This is a genomic window from Mesorhizobium sp. M1334 (assembly GCF_040317995.1).
GTDB lineage: Bacteria > Pseudomonadota > Alphaproteobacteria > Rhizobiales > Rhizobiaceae > Mesorhizobium.
This window is the reverse complement of sequence record NZ_JAMYLM010000033.1, coordinates 1-18,888: the sequence shown is the minus strand read 5'-3', so window position 1 is coordinate 18,888 and position 18,888 is coordinate 1. Positions and strand designations below refer to the sequence as shown.

Genomic DNA, 18,888 nt, shown 5'->3' with positions numbered 1-18,888 from the left:
CTCAGCTCTCACCGGTCGCCCAGCCCAGCATCTGTTCGAATAGGGTCTTGTAGCCTGGCCAGGCGATGAATTGCGGCGGCAGCCAATGCGGCCCGACATCGGATGTCCAGGCCACGGTGCGGCCCTTGCCGTAATGGCCGGTGACAAGCAGCGGCAGCGAACCATAATCCGACGAGACGCTGGCCAGAACTTCCGAATTGTCCTTCAGTGTCACCTCGTTGAAGCCGAGCAGGATCGGCCAGTCCGAACCGAGACCCCTGAGGATGGGATGGCTCGACCCGGCTTGCGGCACCGGCGCAAAGCCTTCGGGAACCTCGACTCGGTCGTCGAATGCCAGGCAGTTCACCGGCAGCACGTCCTCAATCGGCGTCTTGCGGTAGCGCGCGCCGCCATTGATGCCCTGGAAGCTGTAGTAACCGCCGAACATCAACAGACCGCCGCCGCCGCTGACGTAATCGCGGAGCAGGCGCAGGCGGTTCGGCGTCGGCTTAGAGTGGACCCAGGTGTCGGGATGCAGCAGCAGCGTGTTGGCGCCAATGTCGGAGAGCACGACCGCGTCATAGGCTAACAGCGCCTCCATCGTCTGAGGAAACCCGCGCTGCGCCTCATGTGCCGGCATGAAGGTGACGTCGAAGTCGGTCGCCTTGAGCGCGCCCAGCAATTCGTCGGCGCCGGTGTGATAGGTGACAGTCGGGAACTGGTCGAAACCCTTGATGTGGGTCGCGGTCGACACCCAGGATTCGCCGGCAAGCAGGATCTTCTTCTTGGACATTTGAACTCCGTCGTAAGTCTAGGCCGCTTGGAGCCGCGCGAACACGCTCTTCGGATTGGCGATCAGCATGCGGTCGATGGCCGCCTGCTCGACGCCATGCCGTTTCAGGCGCGGTATGAAATGCTTCAGGATATAGCCGTAGCCGAAGCCGCCGAAGCGGGTCAGCATGATCTTTAGGAAGACATCCTGCGACAGCAGCAGGCGGTCGCCGAAGCCGGCCTCGACAAGATTCGCGATGGCGCGTGCGTTCTCCTCGTCGGAGGGCGATTGCGCGTCCTGGTCGGCATAATAATAGTCCATGCCGATCATGTCGTATTCGAGTAACGCGCCGCGCCGGGCGAGGCTTTTCTGGTAATCGGGATCGTCGTGGCTCGGGTTCATGTGGCAGAGTACGGTGTGGCGGAGATCGGCGCCCTCGGCCTCGACGATATCAAGCACGTCGTGCGCCAGCCGCTCCCAGCCAGGCAGATGGATCGACAGCGGCACGCCGGTGATGCGCGAGGCGCGCGCCGAAGCCCGCAGCGACTTGCGTTCTTCGGCGGTGAAATCCTTGCTGACGCCGACCTCGCCGATCAACCCGGCCATGATCGGCGGTTGCGTCCCGCCGCCGCCGACGTCGTTGACGATGAACTCGGTAACGGCGTCCACATCCATCGCCTTCAGCCATTCGGGATGGGTGTGCTCAAGATAGAAGCCGGTGCCCATGACGATCTTCAGGCCGGACATGCGGCTGATGCGGGCGAGCTTGTCGGGGTCGCGGCCGATGCCGATATTGGTGGCATCGACGACGGTGTGGCCGCCCAGCGCGCGATAGCGCTGCAGCTCCGACAGCGCCAGGTCGGCGTCGTCGAGCGAGACGTTGTCGCGGTTGACGTAAGGGTTCATGCGCAACTCGCCGATGATCTCGATGTTCACCGGCTGCTCGGCGATCGCCATGTCGTCGGGGTGGCAGGGGCATTTCCAGCTGCGCGCGCCATCGAGCAAGATGTGCTCGTGCATCAGCGTGATGCCCATCTCCTCGACCGGAACCGGGCCGAGCACGGTCATCACATGGCCGGTTGCGACCCCGACTGGCAGCCGCTGGGCGGGCACTGCGTCATCGAACAGACCGCTCATCGGCTCAACGGCTCCGCACGGCGCCGCGGAACAGGCGGAAGTTCAGCCAGATGGCGATCAGGATGATCGTTCCGGTGACGATCGGCGTCAGGAAAGGCGACAGATGCGCCAGGATCAGGCCGTTGCCGATGACGGCCACGGTCAGCGCGCCGAGCACCGTGCCGATGATCGTTCCGCGGCCGCCGAACAGGCTGGTGCCGCCGAGCACGACGGCGGCAATGACTTCCAGCTCGAAACCCTGTCCGGCATTCGAAGATCCCGATCCAAGCCGGGCAGCAATGATGATCCCGGCAAGGGCTGCCGCGGTGGCGGAAATCACGTAGACGAAGAGCGTCGTCTGCCGCGTGTTGACGCCGGCACGCCGCACGGCCTCGGCGTTGGCGCCGATACCGGTGACATAGCGGCCGAATGGCGTCTCGTTGAAGGCGAGATAGGCGATGGCCAGGATCGCCAGCGCGATCAGCGCCGGCACCGGCACGCCAAGGAACCAGGCGCGGCCCAGCACGGTGAAAGCGCTTCCTGGCTCGATCGGGATGGAATAGCCGCCGGTGATCAGCAGCGCCACGCCACGGATCACCGAAAGCCCGGCAAGCGTGACGATGAAGGACGGGATGCCCTCATAGGCGACGAAATAGCCCTGCGCCGCGCCAAGCAGGGCACCGAGCGCCAACATGGCGACGATAACGACTGGCCACGGCAGGCCGAACTGCAAAAGCGTCGCCGACAGCGTCGCCACTAGTGCCAGCACGGAGCCGACCGAAAGATCGATGCCGCCGGTCGTGATGACGAAAGTCATTGCCGCGGCGACGATCAGCAGCGGCGCCGACTGCCGCAGGATGTTCAACAGATTGGGCGATGTCAGAAACGCGTCGGTCGCAACCGAGAAGATGATGCAGACGACCAGAAAGAACAGCGCGATCGAGACGACACTGCCATTGGCGTGCAGCACATCGCGCCAGGTGCCCTTGCGCACTCGTGAGGGCTGGGCGGCGTGGATCGCGTCGCTCATGCCGGCGCTCCACCGCGATAGCCATTGGTGGCGGAACGCGCACTGAACTTGCGGCCGACGATCAGATTGACCACGTCTTCGATATTGGTCTCGCCGATCAGCCGCTCGGCGACATTGCGCCCTTCATACATGACCTGGATGCGATCGCAGACGAGGAACAGATCCTGCAGCCGGTGGGTGATCAGGATGACGCTGACACCGCGCGCACTGACCGCGCGGATCAGTTCGAGCACCGCCTCGACTTCGGCCACGGCAAGCGCTGCCGTCGGCTCGTCCATGATCAGCACGGCCGGCTCGAACGAGGCGGCGCGGCCGATCGCGATCGACTGGCGCTGCCCGCCGGAGAGGTTTTCGACCTTGAGCCGGGTGTCGGCGATGACTATGCCGAGCCGATCGAGCATCTGGCGCGTCTCGTCATGCATGCGCTTCTTGTCGAGAAAGGAAATGCCTGCGATGCGGCGGCGCGGCTCGCGGCCGAGAAACAGATTGCCGGCGACATCGACAGTGTCGCAGAGCGACAGGTCCTGGTAGACCATCTCGACGCGCGCCGCACGTGCGTCCGCCGGCGAGCTGAAGATCACCGGCTTGCCGTCGATTTCGATGGTGCCGGCGTCGGGAACCACAGCCCCCGACAGCACCTTGCTCAATGTCGACTTGCCGGCACCATTGTCGCCGACCAGCCCTAGCACCTCGCCCGGCTTCAGCGTCAGCGACACGTCATCGAGCGTCTGGATGGCGTTGTAGCGCTTTGAGATGCCGCTCATCCGCACCCGATAGGTCTGGCCACTGCTCATCTGGGATTCCACGCGATTGCAATGTGTCCGCGGCGCAGCCTCAGGCGGCGCCGCGGCTCGGTCGCCGACGCAGTTTACTTGAACATCGCGCGGTATTGGTCGACATTCTTCTTGGTCACGATCGTCACCGGGATATTGATGATCGGATCGATTTTCTCGCCCTTCTTGAGCTTGCCCAGCGCTTCGACCGCGGCCTTGCCTTCGCCGGCCGGATCCTGCTGCACGACCGCGACCACCCAGCCGTCGTCGATGCCCTGAACGGCCTGCTTGGTCAGATCCCAGCCGAATACCTTGACGTCGCTGGTGCGGCCCTGGCTGGTTACGGCCGAAACGGCGCCGAGCAAGGCCGGCTCTCCGGTCGCATAGAGCGAGTTCATGTCCGGGTTGGCGGTCATCAGGTTTTCCGAAGCGCTCAACGCGGTCTCCTGAACGTTCTGGCCGTCGACCGTGTCGAGGAAGGTGACGGCCTGGCCGCTTTCGGTGACCGCCTTCTTGAAGCCGTCGAGCCGCTGGTTCTGGATGAATGAATTGAGTGCGCCGACGATACCGATCTTGGCCTTGCCGCCCATCTCGGTCTTCACATAGTCGGCGTAGAATTTGCCGATGTCCTCGCCGGCCTTGGTGTTGTCGACGCCGATGAACGAAATATTGTCGCCGTCGGGGATCTGCGCGTCGATAGCTATGACGGGAATGCCGGCCGACTTGGCGGCGGTGATCGCAGGCTTGACGCCGTTGACGTCGATAGCGACCAGAATGATGCCGTCGACTTTCTGCGTGATGTAGTTCTCGATCGCGTCGTTCTGCGCGCTCGGCACATTGTTGGCGTTGAAAATGACCAGCTTGACGCCGGCGGCGTCGGCTGCCTTTTGCGCGCCCTCGTTGATCTGGTTGAAGAACAGGGCCTGCTGGTTGATGTTGACGAGAGCGAACGTATCGGCAAGCGCCGATCCCATCGCTGCCGACCCCATAGCAATGGCGGCGGCACAGCCGGCGAGAAGTTTGAACAGACGCATTTCGGTTCCCCTTGCTTGCGGACCAGACCTCGGCTGGTCCCGTTGGTGCTACAGGCACAAGGCAAACATTCAAGAGACTTGAATATTTGTCAATCCAAATGACCGCAGAGCGTTGCTCAGAAAGTCGCCGGCGTGTTGACCCAGAAAATGCTAGCGCGTTCCTCGCCGATGTTGCGGTAATGATGCGGCAACTCCGACCTGAACACGAAGGCATCGCCCGCGGCGAGAGCATGGCTCTTGCCGTCGACGATCAGTTCGATCCGGCCGGCGAGCACATAACCGACTTCCTCGCCGGCATGCTGGATCGGACCTTCGCTCGAGCCCTCTGCCTCGATGTGATGGATGTTGCATTGTAGGAGGTGGCCAGGCGAATATGGAATGATGCGTTCGAGCGAAATGCCTTCGCCACGCCGTAGCGCGTCGAGCGCGATCAAAGGCCTTGCGCCCGCCCGAAATACGATCGCCTCGTCGTCATCGACTTGCTCGAACATCCAGCCGATGTTGGTGTCGAGAACTTCGACCAGGCGGTGAAGCATGGGCAGTGACGGCGAAGCCTTGCCGTTCTCGATCTTGGACAGCAGGCTTTCCGAGCAATTCGCAGCCCCAGCCAGCGTCTTCAGCGTCATGCCGCGTGTCTGGCGGGCGAGGCGCAGCCGAGTTCCAAGTCTCGCGGCATTTACGGTGGCGTCCGTTTCTGACTCTGGCCGCCGTCGATCGAGCTTGTTCATCTGTTCGCCAACCATTCAACGGTCAAGGGCAACTATCGCGCGAGCAAAAGACCTCGGCCGACGATTTGCAAGTGCTGATGCGTCAAATTCGAGACTGCAGCCGCAGCTACCACATCCGGCGAATGCCGCTCCCGCATCAACCGTGCTGATGATCCCGCGCCAGTTATCCCCTATCGCTTGGCTGCCCATCGGGGCCGAAATCGCCAGCCGCGGAGCGCGCCCAGAAGTCACCCGCGGCAGTGCGCCCTATGGAGTAACGCCCAGGGTGCGCAGGCTCTCGGTGGCCGCGGCGTATTCAATGAAATCCCTGGGGCAGTCGCGCACGGCTTGAGCTTCGACAATTTGAAGAAAGTACAACAGAATTAATGGACTAGCGCCTTGCGGATGTGAAATGCGGAAGCGCGGTTAATGCTTTAGAAGTATAGATACATCTACACGAGGTGCGAAGAAGCAACGCCAATACAGCTGATTGGTTACAACATATTTATTTTCGCATATGTGGTATTGACCGTCCGGGGATTCCTGTACCCGGTCTCGTGGGATGGTGAAATTATGCGGCAAATAAGTGTAGCCACCGTCTACCCTGGACCGCACCGAAGACCGAGGTACGGCGCGGCAATCAGAACCACCGCAGCACTTGAATTTGGTCTGCGGGTCAATCTTGTCTTCGTACCAATCATGGGCGTTAGCGGCTGTTGCGGCGGCGATACACATTGCCGTGAAGATGAGCCTTGGCATGGCATTCCTCAATATCTGGCAGGCGCTGCTCGTTTGGGTTTCCATGTATATTAGCGTTCCATTGAAAATACCATTGGCCTCCGATCGACTAACGCAGCTCCAGCCAGCGGCGCCCGCAGCCGAAAGACCGCGTTGCGTCACGTCAGGACGGCACTTGCGCCGAACAAAGGTCTGCTCTTGTCGCTCCGGTTTGAAAGCCGACCGTCTGCTTCTGCGCCTTCTTAGCGGCCGTTGAGGCCAGCCTTTGCCACTGACTGAAAGCGGACTTGACTGCTGGTCTTGGTATTTCGCGAGCCAGTTCTGCAGATGCTCTCTTGAGACGTAAAGGTTCTTTCGATCGGTCGATAGACGGCTAAGTCTCCTTGGAGAGCGCTCGCCGGAGCATGCTCACTATCGCCGGCGCTCAAGGTCAACGGCCCCGATGTCGATCTGGCTGCCATCAGCAGCGACGGTTACGCCGCGATCCGCCGCGAATGGCGCAAAGGCGACCGCGTCGAGCTCGACCTCGAAATGGCGGTCGACCGTCTATACGCCAACCCCCAGGTGCGGCAGGATATCGGCCGCGTCGCACTGGCGCGCGGGCTGCTGATCTATTGCGTCGAGGAGACCGACAATTCCAGCCAGCTGCACCGCATCGCCCTGCCGCGAACCGCCGACATCGAGGCGCATCAGCAGCCGAACCTTCTGGGCGGCGTCGTGACACTTTCGGCGATCGCCAAAAAGGAGGCTTTCGAAAACTGGGAAGAGGGGCTCTACCGCACCAAACCGCCGGCGGTGGAGGAAGCGAAGCTCACCGCCGTGCCGTATTTCGCCTGGGACAACCGCGACCCCGGCGAGATGCTGGTCTGGCTCAGAAGCGCGGGGTAGCGGTACCGCCATTCGAGCCGCGTTGCATGCCTTGAATTCACCCGGGCGCGCGTCATCTAGCTTTGCGTGGCGCCAGCCACTTGAACGGGTGGAGGCAGATTTTGGCGCTCGAAGCTGTCGCGCGTCGGAACGCCGGCGGCCGCTTTATTGCGGTCGCGGCGGTGCCGCTGCTGTTCGTCGTCAGTGGACTGGCCATTCGCTATGCCGCATTTGCTTCGGTCTCGGCGGAACCAGGCTTCGCAGCCTATACCCAGGCGCTCTGCCGGTGGGATTGCGCGTGGTATGTCGACATTTCCGAACACGGTTATGAGCGCTTTCCCATTCCAAACCAGAGCAATGTCGGACGCTGGGGCTTCTTCCCGTTCTATCCGATGGTGGTGGCGGCAATTCGGTCTGTTTTCCCTTTCCCGACGATAGTGGTTGCATCGATCACATCGATTGCGTGCAGCTACGCGGCCTGTCTGGTGGCGTGGCCGCTGATTGAGAAGAACATGCGCGCTTATGTGCTGTATTGCGCCTTTCTGCTCAGCGGCCCGTTCTCCTTTCACTTCACGACCTTCCTGACCGAACCTCTTTTCGTGCTGCTGACGTCGTGCGTTTTTCTCGCACTCAAACGCTCCAGCTATCTGGCCGCGGGGCTGTCATCGGCTCTGCTGTCGGCAACCAGGCTCGTCGGAGTGCTTGTTGTATTTGCGACCGTCATTCAGATGTTCAGGGATTACCGCGCAAAGGGCGGATCGGCGCTGTCGTTCCCGCGTTGGTTGCTTGGCCGACCGGATCTGCTCGTTGCAATTCTCATCTCGCCTGCCGGCTTGTTCGCCTACATCCTGTTCCTCTATCTGACGGTCGGGGACGGCTTTGCCTTCCTGCACGTCCAGCGCGCGTTTGGACGGGTGGCGGGCAATCCGCTCGCCTTTATATGGGATGGACTCTCGGCCGTTCCGACAGACGGATGGCTGCCCACAGCCCCGCAATGGAGCGCGCTCGCCGCACTCATAGGACTCGCATTATCGGCGGTTCTGGCGGTTCGCAGGCAATATGGCGCCGCGCTGTTCTGCGCCTGCTGCATCATCTCGCCGCTGATCACGAACCTGGCCTCGATGGTCAGATACGTCGTTGGGCTTGCGCCTCTGACAATGTTGCTGACCACGCTGTTGTCGGCGTCGAAGCTGACTTTTCTTGCGGCTCTGGGTCTCTTCCTGGGCGCCTGCTATTTCATGACCGTCGCATGGATCGGGGGCTATCTTGCCCTGGTCTAGCATTCCGGACCCATATCGGCGCGCGGCCTCGCTTGGCGGCTACGCGCTGGCGGCGGTTCTGGCCGGCTCCGAAATCATCATCCTTGCGCTTGCCGTCAATCCGAACGTCTACGCCGACTATCGCGCCTATTACATCGACCAGACGACAACCTGCCTCAACCGCGACGCCGTCGGCAGCTACGCCCTTGGCCAGACAGTGTCCTTCCGGTCCGATGGGGCCAAACAGGCCGCCGGCATGATGGTCTGTGGCTGGTCGGGGCCGGTAGCCGACGGCACCCATTCCCTGGGCGAGACCTCGCGGCTTCGCCTGAAGCTACCGCCGCTTCGCGACGGCCTGACGGCCACGCTGCAAATGGCCGCTGTCATTCGTCCGCCACAGATCACGCAAAGGGTTGTGATCTCGGTGAACGGCGTTCGGGTGCATGCGGTGATGCTGTCCGGCAAAGAGCCACGCACGGTCACGTTCGTCATCCCACCGGCGGCCCTCCCCGGGGCGAGGACACTCGACATCGCCTTCGACTACCTCGACGGCATTCCGCCAAGTCCGGCCGCCAGCAACATCTATAAGCGCTCCATCAAATTGTTGTCGCTCCGGCTCGATCCCATTGAGGCGGATTAGGGCGGGCGATCACGTTGCTGGCCGGGTCTTCGCTGCGCAAAAACCCAGCGGTCGAGCATGAAGAGATTGACCCCCGGAGCAAGCAAGCATGTAACCAGAATGGCAATGATCGGCGGCAGGCCGAGTTTCGCCGTCAAAAGTGCCGGCGCCGCGTAAGCCACGGCGAAGCCGGTTGCCGTCAGCAAGAGAAAACGCGGAGCCTCCGATCGATGCGATCCGCTCGACGCGAAAGTCACGAACTTATGAGCAAGATAAGAAAACAGGGCGGCTGCGGTGTAAGCCGCGAGCGAGGCACCGACCGGCGAGAGGCCGAACCGTTGCCATTCGACCAAAGCGGTGGCCATCACTGCATACAGGATCGTTGCAGCGATGCCGACCGACCCGAAGCGCGCCAGCAGCCTCAGCCCGGCGTCGCCGGTCGAACGGCGCTCAGACATAAGCGCTGCACACGTACTGGGCTCCAAGCGGCAGGGCAGAAAGCAGGCGCTCGACCTTTTTGGCCAAGGGCCTTGCCGAGGGCAGCAGCAGGAAATGCTCGGAGCGGATGTCCCTGAAGCCTGTTTCCTGAAAGAGGGACCTTGCTCTGGCCGCGTTGAGCAGGACCGCATCGTGGTCGAACGGACACCGGAACACCGCAAGACGCGTCATCGGATTATAGGGATTGTGCTCGATGATGCAGGCGACACCGCCTGGCCGCACGACGCGCCGCATTTCCAGGAAGAAATCGAGCCAGGAGGAGGGCGGAACGTGATGGACGACACAACTGGCGAAAGCCAGGTCGAACGTGCCGTCCTCATAAGGCAGCCCCTGCGTGCTGCATGTCCTGTAAGCCACACGCGGATTGTGTTGGCTGGCGCGCAAAATCGAGTCTTGCGAGACGTCGCAACCATCGAGGCTGTCGAAAGCGCCGTCGAGATAGGGGTGGAGCGAACCGACGCCGCAGCCGACATCCAGCGCCGTTACAGCCGACCCACCCTGCCGAAGCTTTCGCTCGACCACCAGACGCCGCAGCAGGTCCGCCTTGGCGACAAGGAAGAAGTCGTGCCTGAGTCCGGAAAACCGGATGGACCCTTCGACCGCCTCGCCATAGTTGGAATTATAGCTGTCGAAGAGTTCGCCCATTGGCGGGAACTCCACTCCTGGGCTTGTGAAACGATCGGCGGCGCTTACCAGAGACGGCACGCATCGCCTCGTCGAAGCCGGTGAGCCGATCGATCACGTACAGCGGGCGGCGTTTCACCTCGGCGTGGATGCTGCCAACATAGAGCCCGACCACGCCGGTCATGAAAAGATTGATCCCGCACAGGAGCGACACGATCACCACCGTGGATGTCCACCCGGCAATGATGCCGGCTTCAAAAAACCAGGCAAACATCGCGTAGGCACCAAAGACCACCGCAAGCACGGAAATGGCCAATCCGCCCCAGAGCGCTAGGCGCAACGGCTTCTCGGAGAAACTGACGATGCCGTGAACCGCAAGCTGCATCATCTTCCAGAATGGGTACTTGGTCTGGCCCAGGGTTCGCGCGTGGCGCTCAAAGGGCACTGCCGTCTGCTTGAAGCCCATCCAGCCGAACATGCCCCTAACGAAGCGGTCATGTTCGGGCATATGCTTGAAGGTTTCCAGCGCCTTGCGGCCGACCAGGCGAAAGTCGCCGACGTCGCGCGGAATATCGACCGACGTCATTTTCTCCAGCAGGCGATAGAAAAGACTTGCCGTAAAGCGCTTGAACCAGGAGTCGCCCTCGCGCTTGACTCGGCGGGCATAGACGATCTCGAAGCCTTCCTTCCACTTTGCCACCAGATCGAGAACGACCTCCGGCGGGTCCTGCAGGTCGGCATCCATGACGATGACGGCATCGCCCGCAGCGGCATCCATACCGGCGGTAATCGCCATCTGGTGGCCGAAATTGCGGGAAAATTCGATCAGCCGAAAGCGTGGTTCGGCGGCGACCATCTTTTGCAGGTATTCGACGCTTCCATCGACGCTTCCGTCATCGACGAAGATGGCCTCCGTTTCTCCGTCCAGCCGGCCGATCAGCCAACTGATCCGCTCGACCAGCCGAGGCAGCACCTGCTCTTCATTGTATATGGGCAGGACCAGCGAGTAGCGAGGCGGTGACCTGTTCACCGTCATTCCAGGGTCGTGGACCACAGACTCTCGCATGCGGTTGAAAATGGAACGAAAGCTACAAAGTTCCAAACGTATGTAAGAAACTTCTAATTTAGTCAGTTATGGTTAGAATGCCGGTTTTCAGTGAGAGATGAGCGTCCGCAGCGAGGCGCGAACTGTCGGTAGGTCGCCGGCGAGGTTCGCCCGGCGGGCGCAAAGCGTCTTAGCTTCCGCGGCCGCGAGGCCGACCCGTTTGCCGGGCCGGAACGGTTGAGCGTCGCCGAGGCCTTTATGCGCCATGCCGGCATCGATCTGCTGGCCACAGTAGCAGCGGACGGCAGCACCGACCGCGAGGGCTTGCCGGCTCAATCTTAACGCATCTCGTGAATCCCTCTGCGGCAGGAGCAATGGAGCCCGCCATTGAAAAGCATCCGAGTTATACCTCGTCTATCTGTCGCCCAGGAACTTGAAAGCGCCGCCTGTTGTGTCGGAGACATACCTCGAGCCGATCTGCAGATCATTCTGCGCCGCGCTGCCTGTTGCTTCGGAATGTCACTGGCGTGCCGCTTGAGCCGACGACAGAAGATGCGCTGAACTCGATTGCCGCCGAGATGCGGGAATGGCTGGAACAAATGCCTATCTTCCGGTGCGCGAGGTCGATGACGAAGTGAGACGGACGGGACCGCGTAGAGAGACGTCCACGGTTGCCCGTAACCGACCGCGAACAGTTCTGTTGCTTGCCGTGGCGGCGGCCCCGATTGGTGCTGGGCCTGCGCCGGTCTGCTAATCTGCCAACGGGCGCAACCGGGCCGTTCCGATAGGCACGCTGGATGGCCGGGTTCCACGCTAACCGCTTCTTCTTCAGCACCATCCCAAATGTCGCGCACGCTTCCAAATCAGACATTACGCTGGCGCTGTTCAGAGTGCTCCAGTCCGCTCGAGCGCCTGGTGGCCGCGATGGCAAAAAACTACTGCAACGGCCAGACCAGCATCAGCATCGGAACGGCGACTAGGATGACCAACATCGACAGCGGTAAGCCAAGCCGTGGGTAGTCGCTGAAACGGTAGCCGCCGGGGCTCATAACAAGCGTATTGCATTGGTGGCCGATTGGAGTGAGAAAATCGCAGCCTGCGCCGATCGCCACCGCCATCAGGAAAGCTTCGGGGCGGTAGCCCAGCATTTCGGCGAAACCGGCGGCAATCGGCGCGACGACCAGCACGGTGGCGGCGTTGTTGAGGAATGGTGTCACCGCCATGGAGACGATCAGGATCAGCGCCAGCGCGCCGAGTGGCGGTAGGGTTGTGGCGATATCGGCGAGCCATCCGGCGATGGCGTTGGTGGCGCCAGTTCGGCGAAGCGAATCGCTGACCGGAATAAGAGCTGCAAGCATGACTAGGATCGGCCCATCAATCGCCGCATAGACCTCACGCAGGGGAACGACACGGAAAAGCACCATGGCGACGGCAGCTGTGAAGAAGGCAATCGGCACCGGCAGCATGCCACCAGCGGTGGCACCCATCGCCGCCGCCAGTATGAGGACTGGGACGACGCCGCGGCGCGCGCTGCCGAGCAGGATCGGGCGCTCGGCGAGCGGCAGGGCGCCGAGTTCGCGCAAGATCTCAGGCAATCGCTGCGGATTGCCTTGCAGCACGACCACGTCGCCCATCCGCAGCGTCACTGCACCGAGACGCTCGCTGATGCGCTCGCCTTTGCGGCTGACGGCCAGCAGATTGACATTGAAACGGTCGTAGAGCGCCAGCTGTTGCGCGGACCAGCCGATAAGCGAGGAATGTTCGCCCACGACGGCTTCAATGGCGGTGGACGATTCGTTGCCACCGCCGCCGGCCGCCTCGCGGCTCCCGGTGACGCTGAGCTTCGCCTGGGCGACGACCCGGTCGAGCGCCTCCGGCAGGCCTTCGACCAGCATGATGTCGCCCTCGCGCAGCACCGCGTCCGGCAGCGGCATGATACGCTGAGTGCGAGCGCGCAGGATCGACGTGACCACCACTTCTCCGCCGGCATATTTCAGAAGGTCGGCCACGCTCTTGCCGTTGACCACCGAGTCGGCAACGACCCGCGCCTCGGTGACATAGCTGTGGCTGTCGAGCGCCTCGTGGATGGAACTAGACTCGCGGGTTCGCACCGGCACCAGCCAGTAGAATAGCGCCAGGAAGACGATGCCGGCTGCTGCCAGTGCCGCACCGACCGGCGTGAAGTCGAACATGGTGAAGGCGGTGCCCGTGATTTCCTCGCGAATGCGCGAGACGACAATGTTGGGCGAAGTGCCGATCTGCGTCATCAGCCCGCCGAGCAGCGAACCGAATGCCATCGGCATCAGGAACACCGAGGGCGAGGTGTTGGATTTGCGGGCGAATTGGAAGGCGATCGGGATCATGATCGCCAGCGCGCCGATGTTCTTGACGAAGGCCGACAGCACGGTGACGACGGCGACCAGAAGGACGAGTTGCGCCCGGATGCCGATCACGTTTGGCGCGTAGCGCTGGATGGCGAGTTCCATGATGCCGGAGCGCGCCACGCCGGCGCTGACCAGCAGCGCGCTGCCGACGATGATAACGATATCGTCGCTGAAGCCGGAAAACGCCGCGTCATATGGTACGACTCCGGTGGCGAGCGTGGCGATCAGCGCGCCGCAAGCGACGAGATCATAACGGAAACGGCCCCACACGAACGCCGCCATCGTGAGTGCGATGATGGCGAAGGAGAGAACCTGATTGATCTGCATCGGCCGCAAGTTCACTTGTTGCGGCTTGCGATGTCAACGCCTCGTCAGCGCTTGGTGGAAGTGGAAAGCGCGAGGACGGATGACTTATGCCGCTCCGCGCGCTGCCTCGGTCCGGGTGGCGCGCAAACAGCCGCGTCATTTCTTCGGGTGATTGAGATAGCGGTCGGCATGGAGCTCGCGCCGGAACCCCAGCTCGTTGATCGTCACGTTGTGGCGAATGGCCGTCACCACGTCCTGCAGGACGCGTCGGCCAGGTTCGTGGAACAGAACGTCGTTCGTCACCACCGTTGGCACCCGCATCTTTGTGGCGAGGTTGGAGAGCTCAGGCAACCGGACCTGGTCGTAGGACGGCGGCGCAGGGTCAGCGCCAGATAGGCGTGGTCGCCAAAGGCCAGCAACTGCCATGTGCCTCTGCGTGGCTTTCGACAGTCGCGAGTAGCTGTCAGCCACCTTCAGTCACTGTGGCATCGCAACGGAGGCGCACCGTCTTGCACCATTTTCAATAGTAGCTAAGGAAGAACCCGCGTCGTCCTCTCCCTCCGGACACGCGGGCTCGCCCATCCGAAGCAGCCGCGACTACGGGAGCATGATCGTTCGCCCTCGCTTAATACCTTGTTGCCCTCGCTCCCGATGTCTCAGGTTGTCTTTGTTGATCTTGGCCGTCACGATGTACACTCGACGGCTCCGATCCCGTCCGCTGCTTCATCTTTTCGGCCAATGCGGCGAGAGAGGGGGGCGCCACACTAGCGAAGCCACAACTCCCTGTGTCACGAAGCGCTAGAATTTGGGAATGCGCGCCCACCTTTGCTCGATCCCGAAATCGCCGACGAGGGCGCCCCGCGTCTTGCGTGCTGACAGGCTAGAACGAAGAGCGTCTGCTTGCCTCGCCCCTCTGCTCAACGCGGTTGCTGAGGCTACGGACTGGCGCGAGCTTGCAAGGATCAATGGCAAGCCTCGGTGTTTTGGTGGTCAAACGTGTCCTTCGCTCGGAGGCTTCGAGACGTCGCGTCGCAATCCCTCCGGGCCGCTGGCCCGCCTACGCGCGGCCGAGCTCAGCTTTAGCTCTGAATCCATGCTTGGAAAGCCAGCCAGCGTATAGGCGGCGGCCATCGAGCCAAACCGCTTTTTGAACACGCGGTATGTGGGCAGATCGGAGTCCGCATTAATCAGCGACAACGTGAGATTGCCCGTGAGCGGCGCGTAGCCGCCGAAGTCCGTCTAGGAGCTGTTCATCCGAGTACCGTTACTGAACTCTCCGCCGGCCCGCCACGTAGCCGACCGCCGCATGCCTCACGGTAGCGGGCTTTCTCATTTCCGAAGCGCCATCGCGTCCTTCTGGACGCGCGGCGCTGTAATGATTTCAGCCGTTTGGATAATGGCCACCATCGGAGCCGTCGCCGATTAAGAAGCCACTGCCGCTGTCGAGCCGGAGCTTCTGGTCGAGATTATCGGCCTGGCGAAGCAACTGCTGGTATTTCGGAGCCGGGATCCGACCATGATCCGCACCGGCTGTCCTTTCGGCTGCCTGGCTGATGTGGGCGGCCTGCATGTGCACGCCTTTGCGCCTCCGCCGGCGTGATCGTCTTCTCTTGCCTAGCATCGGTGATACCCTTATCGATGCCCTGTACCTGGTCGAGGAAGCCGGCCAGGCGCGGACCATAGAAGACGGTCGGCGTCGACTCGTCGAGGGCTCCCTTGGCATGTCCGGCGGCATAGGCGCTGGCCAACGGAAGGGCGATGAGAATTGAGGTGAGGGTTGCAATCCTGAGAGAGCGCACGGCGGCATCTCCTTTTGTTAGGGAAAGCGGCGGCGTGGGGTCCTTCCGCCTTCCGTCCGGGCCGTCCGGTTCCGTCGTGTCGCGATGTGGGAGGCATCGCCGGCGGTTCTCGGCCCTGGGGGAGAGACTAGGAGCTCGACGCAGCAAAAGGTAAATTAAAAAAAGATAATCTTCGCAGGTGCTTGCTGCCCGAGACAGCGCGCCCTAACTGGTGCCATCGCCTGAGCTCCCAATGTGGCGCCGATGTCGTCTGAACCTGCCGATAGTCGCAGGAAGACGCAGGACTCCAAGGCAACTGCCGAGAGAGCCCGCTGTCTCAAGATGGCGGGCTATTTACCTTGCAGGTCGCTAGTCAGAACTCTAACGCGGCCGGCCTCGTCCAACTGCCCTGCATCGTATTTTTTAGATGCCATTTCGCGGACGGCATCCAAGCCGAAGTCTTCGATCGCTTCGGTTGATGTTACGACGAGGACGCGCTCTGTTCCATCAAAGGCTTCAAGCAACAACTCGAACCGCTCAGTGATTCCCTCTTCGCCGGTAAAAACCAGACCCATATGCCTTCTCCCTAACAAGCTAGCGATTCAGCCATGTGCCATGTTGCATGTCGCCTGAACCTGCCGACAGTCGCAGGAAGACGCAAGAATGCAAGGAGACTGCCTAAAGAGGCCGCTCCCTCATGGCGGCGGGTTTTACTAATTCGCTTGCTCGCCAATGCCCCTTGAGAAGGCCCGAGGTTTGACGGGATGGATACGTTCCGCATTGGCTAGCGCCCAGGTGGCCCAGCGCTCAAACTGGTCTGCGGGCACGTTCTCGTTCGAAGAGTTATTGGCCTCGCTTGCGCCTCTCACGTAAGCTCGAATGTCCGATGCTTGGCGAAACGCAGTTGCCTCCTCCAGCAGCCGACTAGTCCTCGCTTCTTCTGCCTTCGTGCGCGCAGTGTTTTCGGCCTTCCGATGCGGCATGACAGGGAAGTCGCCACACTGACGGACTTACGACCTGATAGTCCCTTGCCCGCTGGCTAAGCCGACTACGGCGTGGCTGCGGACTTCTTTAGCGATGTTTGCCGCGCTTTCTCCGAATTCAACGTCACCGCCGCGAAGGGTTTCAGCCCGGCCAGCAGCCGAGGCTCACCCTAGGGGCCAGCTGCCGGTTGGTAGACGCGCTGTATCGGCTGATCGAAGTGAGCAACCGGTTGGTTGACGAGCTCAGCACAGGCTTTGCGAAACGGGCGATCTCGCGAAGGAAATTGCGCGAGGGAAGTGATCCGCGCCCTTCCTGATCGGGATCCTGATACAATATCCCATGGCCGTCCGAATAGCGGTTGTTTTAGCGCTTCTTTTCGCCTTCGCCTACGGTTTCGCAAAACTCGTGAAACACTATGGCGGCGTTGGCGACCGGCCCTCTCCGTGTGAAAAATTGCCACATCCTGGTTGTCCTGATCCAAGCGCGCCTCCTCAGGAAGAAACCAAGCCTTGAGCTGGCGCGTATGTGTTTCAGCGGGTTCGCGCAAACTGCCAGTGGAACAAGAATTGCTTCGCACCGTTCAACGTAAGCAACCCGTCGCGGCAGCAATCTAGCACCGCAGCGGAAATTTGCTTGGAGGTTAAATGCGAAAGCAACTTTCATCGGCTGCGACTGGGATCCTTTTGCTAGTTGGTGTCAGCGCCGCCGCCGCTTAGGAGGTCATCATTCAGCCTGAACAAGATACTGTGTCCGAGAGTACGTGAAAAAGAAACCAATGGCATCGTTGAGCCTTCCCGGCGTGGAGGTCAACATCGGCACGGCTCTGCCTGACACTGTTGAGCTTTACGAGGTGCCAGACGTTCAGTACCGCTACGTGATCGTCGACGGACGAACCGTCCTGGTCGATCCAGGTACGCCGCAAGATTGTGAAAATCTACGACTGAACGCGATCTCTTCACGCTAAAGCCCATCGTGCCCAAAGGTCCGGCGGGCTTTTTGCGGTTCTAGGTTCCGCTCGCGCGGACTGATTGAATTATTCTCCTCAAATCTTTTCAGCCTTCAAGCCAGACGAGTGGAAGCGGTCACGCCGGTCCGCCTGACGTTTCGCTGGGCATTGCCGCTGCGCTGAAAAATTTAAGGGCCGGCCCGTCCCTGGGTGAATTAGCTTACTTCTTGATGATGTTGCCCTGGTTCAGGTCGAACGCCTGTGCGCCTCGGGCCTGTTTGTAGAAATCGTCCCGCAGCTCCCCCCATTGCCCGAGGTACCCTCCGCAATTGCTACAACGAACGGGCGTGTCGTCGTCGGGATTGTCGGGGATGGCCATCAGGATCGTGCCGCAGGCCTTGCACTCCAGTTTGTGGTTGAGCCGCTTGCTATCCACGATTGCCTCGAAATGCCTTGCTGGGGAGAGAGAACAGACTTTTGCAATCGTAGTCAAGAAAACTCGCGTCCGGTGTTCACGAGGGAGGAAACTCCCGGCCGGCGCGGTAACGCGTCGCTGCAGGATTTCTGGGAGGGCTAAGATCCTTCTCCACGCCGACCGAATCCATTGCCGAAATTGATACGAAAGCGTACAATAGCAAATCGTTAGCCATACACTTAGCCGCTGACGCCTAGGAGCGACCCGCACTCTTGGCCCGACAAGAGGCATTTGGTGTGATGTCAGAAGAACAAGGGCGAGCCCGCCTGAAACCAGAAATCGTAAGCGAACTTGCCCGGGAGATCCGGTCGTTGCAGCGCACCAAGCGGTGGCGCTCCACTGCCTTACTCAGACTGGCCGGACGTGCGAGATCAAGACCAGTATCGAGATTTGGTGTCCGGAATTTGAACACACTTACGTCTGGCTGAAAAATTGATGCGCTCTTGAAGGCGGCTGGCGTCCGACGAGAATGGCGAAGGCCCAGGAGTTCGTCTCCGAAAAAGCGCCTCGGCAGGATTGAAAGCCTAAAAGCCCGCTTCGTCTCCGCCCATCGTGCGGCGGCTCGGCTGTCAGCAGCGACCAGCGGTCGCCCGCGTTTCGGACGCTCGCGTTCTTCCGTTCGACTTTGCTCGACGCCAATGCTCCCATAGGGTGTTTTGGGAGAGGGTGGACGCTATGAAGATCATTTCTGCGCAAGTAACCGATTTTCGTTCTGCTGAAGACACAGGGATTCGGACTAGGGCCTGTTGATATTCATGATTCCCATTCAGGCTTGATCGTGATTCCAAGCTTTGGATGGAACGATTCGTGCTGACGGACGCCCAGTGGGCGAAGATGGAACCGCATTGTCTGGGTAAGCCAGCGGATCCTGGGCGAAGCGGCCACGACAATCGCCTGTTCGTCGAAGCGGTTCTTTCGATCGTGCGGACTGGCAGTCCGTGGCGTGATCTGCCT

Annotated in this window: 18 protein-coding genes and 3 pseudogenes; 7 read left to right on the top strand and 14 right to left on the bottom strand. The window is 61.2% G+C overall.

Going from position 1 to position 18,888, the window contains the following annotated elements; genetic code table 11:
* Nucleotide 1: 1 nt before the first annotated feature.
* The 6 genes from NKH17_RS30440 to NKH17_RS30415 all read right to left on the bottom strand — a co-directional run bounded on the left by NKH17_RS30440 (nucleotide 2) and on the right by NKH17_RS30415 (nucleotide 5,432).
* Nucleotides 2–772 carry a glutamine amidotransferase gene (locus tag NKH17_RS30440; protein WP_352808665.1) on the bottom strand — a complete coding sequence of 257 codons (771 nt, stop codon included), beginning with the start codon at nucleotides 770–772 and terminating at the stop codon, nucleotides 2–4.
* Nucleotides 773–790: 18 nt separating this feature from the next.
* Nucleotides 791–1,888, bottom strand: coding sequence for a phosphotriesterase family protein (locus tag NKH17_RS30435; protein ID WP_352808664.1), 1,098 nt, complete (start codon nucleotides 1,886–1,888; stop codon nucleotides 791–793).
* 4 nt (nucleotides 1,889–1,892) lie between these two features.
* A complete protein-coding gene (locus NKH17_RS30430) occupies nucleotides 1,893–2,897 on the bottom strand; it encodes an ABC transporter permease (RefSeq protein ID WP_352808662.1) in 1,005 nt (334 codons plus the stop codon).
* Nucleotides 2,894–3,691, bottom strand: coding sequence for an ATP-binding cassette domain-containing protein (locus tag NKH17_RS30425; protein ID WP_023721835.1), 798 nt, complete (start codon nucleotides 3,689–3,691; stop codon nucleotides 2,894–2,896). The genes NKH17_RS30430 and NKH17_RS30425 overlap by 4 nt, the downstream gene beginning before the upstream one ends.
* A gap of 74 nt (nucleotides 3,692–3,765) precedes the next feature.
* The gene (locus NKH17_RS30420) at nucleotides 3,766–4,704 is read right to left on the bottom strand and encodes an ABC transporter substrate-binding protein (protein ID WP_352808660.1); all 939 of its coding nucleotides are present in this window, start codon (nucleotides 4,702–4,704) and stop codon (nucleotides 3,766–3,768) included.
* A gap of 116 nt (nucleotides 4,705–4,820) precedes the next feature.
* The gene (locus tag NKH17_RS30415) at nucleotides 4,821–5,432 is read right to left on the bottom strand and encodes a cupin domain-containing protein (RefSeq protein WP_352808659.1); all 612 of its coding nucleotides are present in this window, start codon (nucleotides 5,430–5,432) and stop codon (nucleotides 4,821–4,823) included.
* A 1,143-nt stretch (nucleotides 5,433–6,575) separates the two neighbouring features.
* Between NKH17_RS30415 and NKH17_RS30410 the strand changes: the two are divergent.
* From NKH17_RS30410 to NKH17_RS30395, 4 genes and pseudogenes are all read left to right on the top strand, one after another.
* Nucleotides 6,576–6,671, top strand: a pseudogene (locus NKH17_RS30410) (hypothetical protein); the annotation flags it as partial.
* A 9-nt stretch (nucleotides 6,672–6,680) separates the two neighbouring features.
* Complete coding sequence (locus NKH17_RS30405) at nucleotides 6,681–7,037, top strand: hypothetical protein (RefSeq protein WP_352808658.1); 357 nt, start codon at nucleotides 6,681–6,683, stop codon at nucleotides 7,035–7,037.
* A gap of 101 nt (nucleotides 7,038–7,138) precedes the next feature.
* On the top strand, nucleotides 7,139–8,296 hold the full coding sequence (locus NKH17_RS30400) for a putative hexosyltransferase (RefSeq protein WP_352808657.1): 1,158 nt from the start codon (nucleotides 7,139–7,141) through the stop codon (nucleotides 8,294–8,296).
* Nucleotides 8,283–8,915: a hypothetical protein gene (locus NKH17_RS30395; protein ID WP_352808655.1), complete on the top strand. Its 633-nt coding sequence runs from the start codon at nucleotides 8,283–8,285 to the stop codon at nucleotides 8,913–8,915. The genes NKH17_RS30400 and NKH17_RS30395 overlap by 14 nt, the downstream gene beginning before the upstream one ends.
* Here NKH17_RS30395 and NKH17_RS30390 read toward each other — a convergent pair.
* Genes NKH17_RS30390 through NKH17_RS30380 form a run of 3 tightly spaced genes read right to left on the bottom strand, consistent with a single transcriptional unit; the run spans nucleotide 8,912 to nucleotide 11,052 of the window.
* The gene (locus tag NKH17_RS30390; protein ID WP_352808654.1) at nucleotides 8,912–9,352 is read right to left on the bottom strand and encodes a GtrA family protein; all 441 of its coding nucleotides are present in this window, start codon (nucleotides 9,350–9,352) and stop codon (nucleotides 8,912–8,914) included. The two genes, NKH17_RS30395 and NKH17_RS30390, sit on opposite strands and share 4 nt — an antisense overlap.
* Nucleotides 9,345–10,037 carry a class I SAM-dependent methyltransferase gene (locus tag NKH17_RS30385; RefSeq protein WP_352808653.1) on the bottom strand — a complete coding sequence of 231 codons (693 nt, stop codon included), beginning with the start codon at nucleotides 10,035–10,037 and terminating at the stop codon, nucleotides 9,345–9,347. The genes NKH17_RS30390 and NKH17_RS30385 overlap by 8 nt, the downstream gene beginning before the upstream one ends.
* The gene (locus tag NKH17_RS30380; RefSeq protein ID WP_352808710.1) at nucleotides 10,012–11,052 is read right to left on the bottom strand and encodes a glycosyltransferase family 2 protein; all 1,041 of its coding nucleotides are present in this window, start codon (nucleotides 11,050–11,052) and stop codon (nucleotides 10,012–10,014) included. Before NKH17_RS30380 ends, NKH17_RS30385 begins: the two co-directional genes overlap by 26 nt.
* A gap of 195 nt (nucleotides 11,053–11,247) precedes the next feature.
* On the opposite strand from NKH17_RS30380, the pseudogene NKH17_RS30375 reads away from it, so the two are divergent.
* A pseudogene (locus NKH17_RS30375) lies at nucleotides 11,248–11,400 on the top strand (EF-P lysine aminoacylase EpmA); the annotation flags it as partial.
* 596 nt (nucleotides 11,401–11,996) lie between these two features.
* Here the strand turns inward: NKH17_RS30375 and NKH17_RS30370 are convergent.
* The 4 genes from NKH17_RS30370 to NKH17_RS30355 all read right to left on the bottom strand — a co-directional run bounded on the left by NKH17_RS30370 (nucleotide 11,997) and on the right by NKH17_RS30355 (nucleotide 16,104).
* A complete protein-coding gene (locus tag NKH17_RS30370; RefSeq protein ID WP_352808651.1) occupies nucleotides 11,997–13,772 on the bottom strand; it encodes an SLC13 family permease in 1,776 nt (591 codons plus the stop codon).
* Nucleotides 13,773–13,907: 135 nt separating this feature from the next.
* Nucleotides 13,908–14,177 carry a hypothetical protein gene (locus NKH17_RS30365; protein WP_502910642.1) on the bottom strand — a complete coding sequence of 90 codons (270 nt, stop codon included), beginning with the start codon at nucleotides 14,175–14,177 and terminating at the stop codon, nucleotides 13,908–13,910.
* Nucleotides 14,178–15,132: 955 nt separating this feature from the next.
* A complete protein-coding gene (locus NKH17_RS30360) occupies nucleotides 15,133–15,321 on the bottom strand; it encodes a hypothetical protein (RefSeq protein ID WP_352901870.1) in 189 nt (62 codons plus the stop codon).
* A 558-nt stretch (nucleotides 15,322–15,879) separates the two neighbouring features.
* Nucleotides 15,880–16,104, bottom strand: a complete 225-nt coding sequence (locus tag NKH17_RS30355; RefSeq protein ID WP_352808649.1) for a hypothetical protein — start codon at nucleotides 16,102–16,104, stop codon at nucleotides 15,880–15,882.
* 1,053 nt (nucleotides 16,105–17,157) lie between these two features.
* Between NKH17_RS30355 and NKH17_RS30350 the strand changes: the two are divergent.
* A pseudogene (locus tag NKH17_RS30350) lies at nucleotides 17,158–17,457 on the top strand (DUF1236 domain-containing protein).
* 222 nt (nucleotides 17,458–17,679) lie between these two features.
* Here the strand turns inward: NKH17_RS30350 and NKH17_RS30345 are convergent.
* On the bottom strand, nucleotides 17,680–17,895 hold the full coding sequence (locus NKH17_RS30345) for a hypothetical protein (protein ID WP_352809014.1): 216 nt from the start codon (nucleotides 17,893–17,895) through the stop codon (nucleotides 17,680–17,682).
* Between the two features lie 834 nt (nucleotides 17,896–18,729).
* Between NKH17_RS30345 and NKH17_RS30340 the strand changes: the two genes are divergently transcribed.
* On the top strand, nucleotides 18,730–18,888 hold a 159-nt coding region (locus NKH17_RS30340; protein ID WP_352973210.1), incomplete at its 3' end, for a transposase.

What these genes read in the sequence shown, in the direction of transcription:
- NKH17_RS30385 (WP_352808653.1), bottom strand. Translation starts at nt 10,037, where the DNA reads ATGGGCGAACTCTTCGACAGCTATAATTCCAACTATGGCGAGGCGGTC.
- NKH17_RS30425 (WP_023721835.1), bottom strand. Translation starts at nt 3,691, where the DNA reads ATGAGCAGTGGCCAGACCTATCGGGTGCGGATGAGCGGCATCTCAAAG.
- NKH17_RS30415 (WP_352808659.1), bottom strand. Translation starts at nt 5,432, where the DNA reads ATGAACAAGCTCGATCGACGGCGGCCAGAGTCAGAAACGGACGCCACC.
- NKH17_RS30440 (WP_352808665.1), bottom strand. Translation starts at nt 772, where the DNA reads ATGTCCAAGAAGAAGATCCTGCTTGCCGGCGAATCCTGGGTGTCGACC.
- NKH17_RS30390 (WP_352808654.1), bottom strand. Translation starts at nt 9,352, where the DNA reads ATGTCTGAGCGCCGTTCGACCGGCGACGCCGGGCTGAGGCTGCTGGCG.
- NKH17_RS30435 (WP_352808664.1), bottom strand. Translation starts at nt 1,888, where the DNA reads ATGAGCGGTCTGTTCGATGACGCAGTGCCCGCCCAGCGGCTGCCAGTC.
- NKH17_RS30355 (WP_352808649.1), bottom strand. Translation starts at nt 16,104, where the DNA reads ATGGGTCTGGTTTTTACCGGCGAAGAGGGAATCACTGAGCGGTTCGAG.
- NKH17_RS30370 (WP_352808651.1), bottom strand. Translation starts at nt 13,772, where the DNA reads ATGCAGATCAATCAGGTTCTCTCCTTCGCCATCATCGCACTCACGATG.
- NKH17_RS30420 (WP_352808660.1), bottom strand. Translation starts at nt 4,704, where the DNA reads ATGCGTCTGTTCAAACTTCTCGCCGGCTGTGCCGCCGCCATTGCTATG.
- NKH17_RS30430 (WP_352808662.1), bottom strand. Translation starts at nt 2,897, where the DNA reads ATGAGCGACGCGATCCACGCCGCCCAGCCCTCACGAGTGCGCAAGGGC.
- NKH17_RS30365 (WP_502910642.1), bottom strand. Translation starts at nt 14,177, where the DNA reads ATGGCAGTTGCTGGCCTTTGGCGACCACGCCTATCTGGCGCTGACCCT.
- NKH17_RS30405 (WP_352808658.1), top strand. Translation starts at nt 6,681, where the DNA reads ATGGCGGTCGACCGTCTATACGCCAACCCCCAGGTGCGGCAGGATATC.
- NKH17_RS30380 (WP_352808710.1), bottom strand. Translation starts at nt 11,052, where the DNA reads ATGACGGTGAACAGGTCACCGCCTCGCTACTCGCTGGTCCTGCCCATA.
- NKH17_RS30360 (WP_352901870.1), bottom strand. Translation starts at nt 15,321, where the DNA reads ATGCAGGCCGCCCACATCAGCCAGGCAGCCGAAAGGACAGCCGGTGCG.